The sequence below is a fragment of the Acidovorax sp. HMWF029 genome, from assembly GCF_003060895.1.
Classification (GTDB): domain Bacteria; phylum Pseudomonadota; class Gammaproteobacteria; order Burkholderiales; family Burkholderiaceae_C; genus Acidovorax.
In genome coordinates, this window is sequence record NZ_QAIH01000129.1 from 1 (window position 1) to 9,672 (window position 9,672).

The 9,672-nt window shown below is 67.6% G+C and carries 8 protein-coding genes; 3 read left to right on the top strand and 5 right to left on the bottom strand.

All coding sequences use genetic code 11. The annotated features are described in order from the left end of the window. Positions 1-908, top strand: a 908-nt coding sequence (locus DBR12_RS08705; RefSeq protein WP_108616891.1) for a succinylglutamate desuccinylase/aspartoacylase family protein, incomplete at its 5' end; no start/stop codon positions are given. Between the two features lie 123 nt (positions 909-1,031). On the opposite strand, the gene DBR12_RS08710 is transcribed toward DBR12_RS08705, so the two are convergent. The 3 genes from DBR12_RS08710 to DBR12_RS08720 form a co-directional block, all read right to left on the bottom strand. Beyond that, on the bottom strand, positions 1,032-1,466 hold the full coding sequence (locus tag DBR12_RS08710) for a DUF779 domain-containing protein (protein ID WP_108616892.1): 435 nt from the start codon (positions 1,464-1,466) through the stop codon (positions 1,032-1,034). A gap of 4 nt (positions 1,467-1,470) precedes the next feature. Beyond that, positions 1,471-2,625 (bottom strand): L-threonine dehydrogenase, encoded by a 1,155-nt coding sequence (yiaY, locus tag DBR12_RS08715; protein WP_108616893.1) that lies wholly within the window; start codon positions 2,623-2,625, stop codon positions 1,471-1,473. 128 nt (positions 2,626-2,753) lie between these two features. Then, entirely contained in the window at positions 2,754-4,277 is a 1,524-nt protein-coding gene (locus DBR12_RS08720; RefSeq protein WP_108616894.1) for an aldehyde dehydrogenase family protein, read from the bottom strand. Between the two features lie 291 nt (positions 4,278-4,568). Between DBR12_RS08720 and DBR12_RS08725 the strand changes: the two genes are divergently transcribed. Next, on the top strand, positions 4,569-6,536 hold the full coding sequence (locus DBR12_RS08725; protein WP_233244363.1) for a sigma-54-dependent Fis family transcriptional regulator: 1,968 nt from the start codon (positions 4,569-4,571) through the stop codon (positions 6,534-6,536). Between the two features lie 53 nt (positions 6,537-6,589). Here DBR12_RS08725 and DBR12_RS08730 read toward each other — a convergent pair whose 3' ends face one another. Beyond that, positions 6,590-7,963: an ATP-binding protein gene (locus tag DBR12_RS08730; protein ID WP_108616895.1), complete on the bottom strand. Its 1,374-nt coding sequence runs from the start codon at positions 7,961-7,963 to the stop codon at positions 6,590-6,592. Continuing rightward, positions 7,960-8,703 (bottom strand): two-component system response regulator OmpR, encoded by a 744-nt coding sequence (gene ompR / locus DBR12_RS08735; RefSeq protein ID WP_108616899.1) that lies wholly within the window; start codon positions 8,701-8,703, stop codon positions 7,960-7,962. Before ompR ends, DBR12_RS08730 begins: the two co-directional genes overlap by 4 nt. A gap of 232 nt (positions 8,704-8,935) precedes the next feature. On the opposite strand from ompR, the gene DBR12_RS08740 reads away from it, so the two are divergent. Further along, on the top strand, positions 8,936-9,672 hold a 737-nt coding region (locus DBR12_RS08740), incomplete at its 3' end, for an alpha/beta hydrolase (protein WP_233244364.1).

The following is a 9,672-nucleotide window of genomic DNA, read 5'->3' on the forward strand; positions in this document are numbered from 1 at the left end:
GTGTATGGCACTTTGACTCGGGCCAGCCCGGGCGCCACCTGATGATCAGCGCACTGGTGCACGGCAATGAGCTGTGCGGCGCCTGGGCGCTCAAGGGCCTGCTCGAAGCCGGTGTGCGTCCGCAGCAGGGCACGCTCACGCTCGCGTTTTGCAACCTCGACGCGTTCGACCGCTTTGATCCAAGCAACCACGATGCCTCGCGCTTCACCGACGAAGACCTCAACCGCCAGTGGCTGGACGAGCGCATCGATGCAGCCGACACCAACGAGCGCCGCCGCGCCGCCGCGCTGCGCCCGTGGGTCAAGCAAGCAGACTGGCTGCTCGACATCCACTCGATGCACGAGCCCTCGGCGCCGCTGCTGCTCACCGGCATCCAGCCGCGCAACCGGCAACTGGCGCGCGCCATGCGCTCGCCCGAGTACATCGTGGTGGACGCGGGCCACAAGGACGGCGTGCGCATGCGCGACTATGGCCGCTTTGGCCTGCAGGACGGCCATGGAGAGGGCCAGGGCGGCGACACCCGCTCGCTGCTCGTCGAATGCGGCTTTCACGGCGATCCCGCCAGCCACGCGGTGGCGCAGGACCAGTGTGTGCGTTTCCTGGAACAGTCCGGTGTGCTGGATGCTGGCACCCTCGCGCAGCAGCTGCCCGGCTGGCGCCAGCCCGACGCACCCCAGCAATGGGCGCTGGAGGTGACCGGCCCCGTGGTCGCCACCAGCAGCGCCTTCCGCTTTGTGGCGCCCTACACAGGGCTGGAGATGTTTGACAAGGCCGGCACAGTAATTGGCGACAACGACGGCGTGCCTGTGGCCACGCCGTACGACGGCTGCGTGCTGGTCATGCCCTCGGTGCGGCAGGCGCGCGCGGGCGTCACGGTGGTGCGCTTTGCGCGCCGCCAGGTACTGTAGAACAGGCTTTTCACAAAATACCGCGCTGATAACAGGTACGTGGGGTGCCCTTGTTTCAACACGGCAAATTGCTATTATTTATATAGCAACAAAGCTTTTCTAAATGCGCGGCAGTGGCCTTTTTTAATCAAATTTCCAACCCGCTGGTGGCGTAGTGCCCAGCGCATCCAGCTCGGCCGCCGTGAACACGCGCGAGCGGGTGTGAAAGGCCTTGCCCTCCGGCCCCTCCAGCGAGAAGGTGCCGCCCGTTCCCTCAATCACATCGATGATGAGCTGGGTGTGCTTCCAGGTCTCGTACTGGGCTTTGCCGATGTAGAAGCGACAACCGCCGATGTCGCCCAGGTACACATCGCCCGCACCCATGGTGATCTCGCCGGGCAAGTAGCAATTGGCGGCGCTGTTGTCGCAGCAGCCGCCTGATTGATGGAACATCAGATCGGGGCCGTGCTTGGCTTGCAGCAAGGCCACCAGCTCCAGCGCGGCAGGGGTGGCCACCACCCGTGGTGGTGGCAAGGGCGTGGTGCCCAGGGTGACCTCAGCGGCTTGTATGGCCAGCATGGCGTCAGGCCGTCATGGCCCCGCGGAAGATGCCTTCAATGTCGGCCTGCGTAGCACGGCGCGGGTTGGTCAGGCCACAGGCATCCTTGAGGGCATTGGTGGCCAGCAGCGGAATGTCGGACTCCTTCACGCCCAGGTCGCTCAGGCACTTGGGGATGCCAATGTCCAGCGCCAACTGTCGGATGGCGACCAGGCAGGCCTGTGCCCCAGCTTCAGCGTCCAGCCCCGCCACGTTCACACCCATGGCGTGCGCCACATCGCGCAGGCGCGCGGCGGACGTGGGCACGTTGAACGCCTCCACATGTGGCAGCAGCAGTGCGTTGCACACACCGTGGGGCAGGTCGTAGAAGCCGCCCAGCTGGTGTGCCATGGCATGCACATAGCCTAGCGATGCGTTGTTGAACGCCATGCCTGCCAGGAACTGTGCGTACGCCATCTGCTCGCGGGCGTTCAGGTCGTCGCCATGATTCACCGCCGTGCGCAGGTGGCGGGCAATCAGCTCCACCGCCTTCAGCGCGCAGGCATCGGTGATGGGAGTGGCGGCGGTGGACACATAGGCCTCCACAGCGTGGGTCAGCGCATCCATGCCGGTGGCTGCTGTCAGGCCCTTGGGCTTGGCCAGCATCAGCTCGGGGTCGTTGACGGACAGGATGGGCGTGACGTTGCGGTCCACGATGGCCATCTTGATGTGGCGCGTCTCGTCGGTGATGATGCAAAAACGCGTCATCTCGCTGGCCGTGCCTGCCGTGGTGTTGATAGCGACCAGGGGCAGCTGCGGCTTGGCAGAGCGGTCCACGCCTTCGTAGTCGGCTATTTCGCCGCCATTGGTGGCGCACAGGGCAATGCCTTTGGCGCAGTCATGCGGTGAGCCTCCACCCAAAGAGATCACGAAGTCGCACTGCTCAGCCTTGAGCCGCGCCAGCCCGGCACGCACATTGCCCACCGTAGGGTTGGGCTGCGTGCCGTCAAACACCACCGAGGCTATCTGCTGCCCGGCCAACTGGGCCTGGATGCGCGCCGCCACGCCCAGCTCGCTCAGCACGCCGTCGGTGACGATCAAGGCCTTGCGAAAGCCGTGGCCCTTCAGCGCCGCCATGGCCTCTTGCAGGCAGCCTGCGCCCATGATGTTCACACTGGGCATGAAAAACGTACTGGTCATCGTGAATCTCCTGAATGGATCGAACCCACGGCCTGCTCTGCAATGCCTGCAACAGGCCGCTTCGCCGAAAATCGTACGCCTGCCCGGGTGCCGCCAAGCACCCAGGCCGCCTCAACTCTTGATGCCCATCAAAAGAAGCCGAGCTTGTTCTCGCTGTAGCTGACCAGCAGGTTCTTGGTCTGCTGGTAGTGGTCCAGCATCATCTTGTGGGTCTCGCGCCCGATGCCCGACTCCTTGTAGCCGCCAAACGCAGCGTGCGCTGGGTAGGCGTGGTAGCAATTGGTCCACACCCGTCCGGCCTTGATGGCGCGGCCCATGCGGTAGGCCACGTTGCCGTTGCGGCTCCATACGCCAGCGCCCAGGCCGTAGGGCGTGTCATTGGCAATAGCCAGCGCCTCGGCTTCGTCCTTGAAGGTGGTCACCGCCAGCACGGGGCCGAAGATTTCTTCCTGGAAGATCCGCATCTTGTTGTGGCCCTTGAAGAGGGTGGGCTGCACGTAGTAGCCGCCCTCCAGGTCGCCGCCCAGGTGGGCCTGGCCGCCGCCGGCCAGCACTTCGGCGCCTTCTTGCTTGCCCAGGTCCAGGTAGCTCAGGATCTTGGTGAGCTGCTCCTTGCTGGCTTGCGCGCCCATCATGCTGTCGGTGTCCAGCGGGTTCTGGTGCGTGATGGCGGCCACGCGCTTGAGCACGCGCTCCATGAACTTGTCGTAGATCGACTCTTGAATGAGCGCACGGCTCGGGCAGGTGCAGACCTCGCCCTGGTTGAATGCAAACAGCACCAGGCCCTCGATGGCCTTGTCCAAGAAGGCATCGTCCTTGTCCATCACGTCGGCAAAGAAGATGTTGGGGCTCTTGCCGCCCAGCTCCAGCGTGGCGGGGATGAGGTTGTTGGCGGCGGCCTGCGCAATCACACGGCCGGTGCTGGTGGAGCCGGTGAACGCGATCTTGGCGATGCGCTTGCTCTGCGCCAGCGGCATGCCCGCCTCGCGGCCAAAACCGTTGACGATGTTGAGCACGCCGGGCGGCAGCAGGTCGGCAATCAGCTCCACCAGGATGAGGATGGAGATGGGGGTGGACTCTGCAGGCTTGAGCACCACACAGTTGCCCGCACCCAGCGCGGGGGCCAGCTTCCACGCGGCCATCAGGATGGGGAAGTTCCACGGAATGATCTGGCCCACCACGCCCAGCGGCTCGTGGATGTGGTACGCCATGGTGTTCTCGTCGATCTCGCTGATGCCGCCTTCCTGCGCGCGCAGGCAGCCCGCAAAGTAGCGGAAGTGGTCCACCGTGAGCGGGATGTCAGCGTTCAGCGTCTCGCGGATGGCCTTGCCGTTGTCCACGGTTTCGGCATAGGCCAGACGCTCCAGGTTCTCTTCGATGCGGTTGGCGATCTTGAGCAGCAGGTTGGCGCGCGTGGCGGCGTCGGTCTTGCCCCAGGCGTCGGCGGCGGCGTGGGCGGCGTCCAGTGCCAGTTCAATGTCTTCGGCGGTGGAGCGGGCGGCGCGGGTGTAGACCTTGCCACTCACGGGCGTGATGACATCAAAGTACTGGCCCTTCACGGGGGGCACAAATTTGCCGCCGATGAAGTTGTCGTACTGGGACTTGTAGGTGATCTTGGCGCCTGGGGCGCCGGGGGCTGCGTACACGGTCATGGTGTTTGTCTCCTGCGGTGGTTGTGTGCATCGGGCGAACGCTGAAAGCCCGTCCGATACCCACCGCTACTCAAAACACATGCCAGCGCGTACCAATGCATGGGGCGTTGATTTCATTGGGTTTTTTAAACGACCACCGCGCAAACCTGTCGCAGTGGACAACCCGGGGCTGTGCCGGGCCGCGACACCTGTCACGAAATGGAACAGTTGGCGCCCACCTTGCGCCAGCGCCCTTGCCCCGGGCCACACAGGCCGCCATACTGGGCCTCACAACCACCAAAGCAGGGCACCATGACCCTGCACGGAGACAACAACGTGCGCCCCAACACTTCTCCCGTCGCCCTGCGACAGGCCCGCCAGCACCTGCTGGAGTCTGGCCAGTGCCCCAGCGGGCTGGTGGACGAACGCCTGGCCCGATCCTGGTCGCGCAGCATGGCCGCAGGCCTGGTGCCTACCGGACGGCCGCAGGGCATCGACCACCCCAGCAGCGGCACGCTGCGCCAGGTGCTGGCCAGCAACCCCGAGCTGCTCGCGCATTCACGCCCGGTGATGGAGTACCTGTTCGAGCAGGTGCGCCACAGCCAAAGTGTGGTGGTGCTGGCAGACCGGCGCGGCATGCTCATGCACACACTGGGCGACCCGCACTTTGTGGACAAGGCCGAGCGCGTGGCGCTGACCAGCGGCGCATCCTGGCACGAAGCCCACCGGGGCACCAATGCCATCGGCACGGCGCTGGCCGAGGGCTGCGCGGTCGAGGTGCATGGTGGCGAGCATTACCTGGAGCGCAACGGCTTTCTTACCTGCGCGGCCTCGCCCATCCTCTCGTCCACAGGCGACCTGCTGGGCATCCTCGACATCTCGGGCGACTACCGCAACGGCCACGCGCACGCCCTGGGCCTGGTCAGCACGGCAGCCCGCATGATCGAAAACCGCCTGCTGGCCGCCACCTGCAAGCGCAACATCCGCCTGCACCTGCACAGCGCACCCGAGGGCATTGGCAGCGTGGCCGAGGGCATCGTGGCGGTGTCGGGCGACGGCTGGATCGTGGGTGCCAACCGCATGGCACTGGCCCAGCTGGGCCTGCATGCGGGCGACCTGGGTGCCACCTTGCTGGAGCATGTGCTGAGTGTGCGGCTCGATGACCTGCTCTCTCACCACAAGCGACGCCCGCAGCAACCGCTGGCGGTGCGTTCCCCACAAGGCGCCCTGCTGTTTGCCCAGGTGCAGATGGATGGCGCCACCTGGGTAACACCAACACGGGCCAACGGCGCTGTGGCGCCTGTGCAGGATGCACTGGCCCAGCTCGACACCGGCGATGCACGCTGGCGCAGCGCGGCCGACAAGGCCCGCCGCGTGGCGGGCAAGCCAATTGCGGTGCTGGTGCAGGGCGAATCGGGCGTGGGCAAGGAGGTGTTTGCACGCGCCCTTCACGCCAGCGGCCCGCGCCGCGACGCGCCCTTTGTGGCCATCAACTGCGCGGCGATTCCTGAGCATCTGATCGAATCCGAACTGTTCGGCCATGTGGCCGGCGCCTTCACCGGCGCACGCAAGGAAGGCTACCTGGGCCGCCTGCGCGAGGCACAGGGCGGCACGCTGTTCCTCGACGAAATCGGCGACATGCCGCTGGCCCTGCAAACCCGCCTGCTGCGCGTGCTGCAGGAACGCAGCGTAACGCCCGTGGGCGCCAGCAAGGCCGTACCGGTGGACTTTGCACTGATTTGCGCCACACACCAGCAGCTGCAGCGGGCGGCAGAGCAAGGGCGTTTTCGGCAGGATCTGTACTACCGCATCAACGGCCTCACGGTGCAGCTGCCCGCGCTGCGCGAACGCAGCGATTTTGTGGCGCTGGCGCAGCGCCTGCTGGCCGACCTGGCCACCGAACAAGGCCTGGGTGGCGAAGTGCAGCTGGCCCCCGAATTGCTCGCCCTCCTGGCTGCCTATGCCTGGCCGGGCAACCTGCGCCAGCTGGCCAACGTGCTGCGCACCGCTTGCGCCATGCTGGCCGAGGGCGAGGACACCCTGGGCTGGGAACACATGCCCGACGACCTGGCGCAGGCGCTGATGGAGGCCCCGGCGTCCTCAACGGCGCAACACCAAGCCCCTGCCAGCCCGGCCCCGCTGAACCTGCAGCAACTCTCCCGCGCCGCCATCGACCAGGCGCTGCAGGCCGCGCGCGGCAACATGTCGCAGGCGGCGCGCCAGCTGGGCATCAGCCGCCAGACGCTGTACCGCAAGATGGGAGAACGCAGCACTCATTAGCTATCCATTTGATAGCTAAAAAGACAATGCTATCAGGCGGTGGCGGCTATTTTTTATTGAATCGGCAACACCAACCGCGCCCTCAGCCCGGCGCCCGGTGCACTGTGCAGCTCCAGTCGCCCGCCGTGGCTGCGTGCCACGCGCTCCACGATGGCCAGGCCCAGCCCCGCACCGGGTGGGCCGGAGCGCGCTGTGCCGCCGCCGCGTGCAAAAGGCTGGCGCATGCGGTCGATGTCGTCGGCGGTAATGCCGGGGCCCTGGTCCTGAACCTCCAGCCACACGCTGTCGGCATCGGCCCCTGTGCGCAACACCACGGGCGGCGTGCCGTGGCGCCAGGCGTTTTCCACAAGGTTGTCCAGAGCCCGGCGCAGGGCCTGCGGGCGCGCGGGCACCTCGGGCAGAGGGAGCTGGGCCGCCAGTTCCAGCAACAGCGTGCGGCCATGGTCGGTCTGCGCCTCGGCCACGGCCCGGGCCAGGTCGTTCAGCGATGCGCGGGTGGGAGCCTCGGCCTCGCCGCTGCGTGCAAACTGGAGGAACTGACCCACGATGCCGTCCATCTCGTCGACGCTGCGCGCCATGCTGGCAGCCAGCGGTGCATCGACCTGCGAACCGGCAATCTCCACCCCCAGGCGCAGCTTGGTCAGCGGGGTACGCAGGTCGTGCGACACGCCCGCCAGCATCAGCGCGCGTTCGTGGTCGGCGGCGGCCAGGCTTTGCGCCATGTGGTTGAAGCTGCGGGCCACGGTGGCGATTTCCTCCGGTCCGGCCTCGGGCAGCGCAGCAGGGGCCTGGCCCTGGGCCAGCTGGCGCGCGGCCCCCACCACCTGCGCCAGCGGGCGGTGGATGTGGCGCTGCAGCCACCACGCGCCCAGCAGTGCCAGCAGCATGCTGGCCAGCGTGGCCACCAGCCACGCGCCGGTGAAGGTGCGCGTGGGGAACACGCTGGGCAGGTTGAGCCAGTAGCTCTCGGGGCCATTGGCACCCGGGTGTTCCACACGCAGGGCCAGCATGCCGGTGCTGTCGCGGCGCCACAGGGGCTGGGGGGAGTTGGCGGCATCGTCCACATCCAGGCGGCGCGCCACGGCCAACACAAACTGCCGCTCCATGGGCGACAGCAGCGCACGCGGCGCTGCGCTCTGCGGCGCCACGGGCGGGGTGGCCGCCACGGCCTGCCGGTTGAACGCCTCGACAAACGCCGCGCGCTGCGCCGGGGGCAGCGCCTGCAGCCCCGCACGCAGCGCGGCCACGTTGCGTGCCACACCATCGGCCACCTGCGCCACACGGGGCTGAAAGATCATCTGCCGTACCAGCACCGCAGCCACCAGCTGCCCCAGCACGATGAGCGCCGCCATCAACAGCAGGTTGCGCCCGAGCAGGCTGCGCGGCCACAGCCCCCGGCCACGGGGGTGTGCAGCGGGGGCCGTCATGGTGTGCCACCCCCAGCCGGCGCAGCACCGTCGGGCACAAACACATAGCCCACCCCCCACACGGTGCGGATGTGGCGCGGCTGCGCCGGGTCGGTTTCGATGAGCTTGCGCAGGCGCATCACCTGCACGTCGATGCTGCGGTCAGTGGCAGCGTGTTCGGGCCCGTAGGCCAGGGCCAGAAGCCGGTCGCGGCCCAGGGGGCGGTGGGGGTTGGTCGCCAGGGCCAGGAGCAGCGCAAACTCGCCGGTGGTGAGGGGCATGTCTTCACCCCGGCGCTCCAGCCGCCGCTCGGCGGGCAACAGCACAAAATCGCCAAACGCCAGGCGTTCGTGCACGCCCTGCGGCCCGGTGTGCGCGCCCAGCATGCGCTGGCGCCGCACCATGGCCTGGATGCGGGCCAGCAGCTCGCGCGGGTTGAAGGGCTTGGGCAGGTAGTCATCAGCCCCCATCTCCAGACCGACGATGCGGTCCACCGGGTCGCCCCGGGCAGTGAGCATGAGGATGGGAATGGTCTCGCCCTGCGCGCGCAGGCGGCGGCAGATGGACAGGCCATCCTCGCCTGGCATCATCACGTCGAGCACCAGCACGTCAAACCGCTCGCGCTGCAGCAGCACATCGAGCGGGCCCGCACCATCGACCGTGCGCACGGTGTAGCCCTGGTCGCCCAGGTAGCGCTGCAGCAGCGCGCGCAGGTCGGGCTCGTCGTCGGCGACCAGGATCTTGGCGAGGGTGAGGGTCATGGGGCGGGGGGTCATGTCGGCCAGGCAACCGCAGGCCCGATGTTACGGTGCTCCCACGGGGCCCGGGCATGCACCCAGCGCCCTCCGATGCGCGCTGATGACATCCTGTGACAACCCCCTGCGCCTTTGTCATTTTTTGTCATGACTTGGCGCCGTGCTGCAACCATTTGCCGACCGGCGAGTGCGACAGTAGTACATCGGCAAACCCAACACTGCCGCAGGAGTCCTCCCCATGTCCACCGTGCATCGCGCGCTCACCCTCTTCACCCTCTCTGCCGTAGCCACCCTCGCCCTGGCCGCCCCAGCCTGGGCCCAGGCGCCCGCATCCGATGGCGCCCAGAGCGGCGGACGCCTGCGTGCAATCGCCGCCCAAAGGCAAGCCCTACAACAAGCCCAGGCACAAGCCGCCGCGCTGCCCAGCGGCGTGCAGCGCATTGCCGATGTGCCCTATGGCAGCGACCCGCGCCAGCGCATGGATGTGTACCTGCCCACACCGTCCTCATCCACTGCCAGCGCCGTGCGCGCACCGGTGGTCTTCATGGTGCACGGCGGCGGCTGGCGCCACGGCGACAAGGCCATGGGCCGCGTGGTGCAAGAAAAGGTGGCGCGCTGGGTGCCCCGGGGTTTTGTGCTGATCTCGGTGAACTACCGGCTCCTGCCAGACACCCCCGTGGCCCAGCAGGAGCGCGACGTGCAGGCCGCGCTGATGGCCGCGCAGCAGCACGCCACCACCTGGGGCGCTGCCCCCAGCCGCTTCATCCTCATGGGCCACTCGGCAGGCGCCCACCTGGTGGCGCTGCTCAACGCCCGCGCCCCGCAGGCCTTGCGCGAGGGCGCCTGGCCCTGGCTGGGCACGGTGGTGCTCGACAGTGCGGTGATGAACGTGCCCGCCTACATGCGCGCGCCCCACATGCCGCTGTACGACGACGCGTTTGGCGCAGACCCGGCCTACTGGCGGTTGCTGTCGCC

Coding starts and splice junctions, on each gene's coding strand:
- DBR12_RS08730 (WP_108616895.1), bottom strand. CDS start 7,963: ATGACGGCCCCCGCTGCACACCCCCGTGGCCGGGGGCTGTGGCCGCGC.
- ompR (WP_108616899.1), bottom strand. CDS start 8,703: ATGACCCTCACCCTCGCCAAGATCCTGGTCGCCGACGACGAGCCCGAC.
- DBR12_RS08720 (WP_108616894.1), bottom strand. CDS start 4,277: ATGACCGTGTACGCAGCCCCCGGCGCCCCAGGCGCCAAGATCACCTAC.
- DBR12_RS08725 (WP_233244363.1), top strand. CDS start 4,569: ATGACCCTGCACGGAGACAACAACGTGCGCCCCAACACTTCTCCCGTC.
- yiaY (WP_108616893.1), bottom strand. CDS start 2,625: ATGACCAGTACGTTTTTCATGCCCAGTGTGAACATCATGGGCGCAGGC.
- DBR12_RS08710 (WP_108616892.1), bottom strand. CDS start 1,466: ATGCTGGCCATACAAGCCGCTGAGGTCACCCTGGGCACCACGCCCTTG.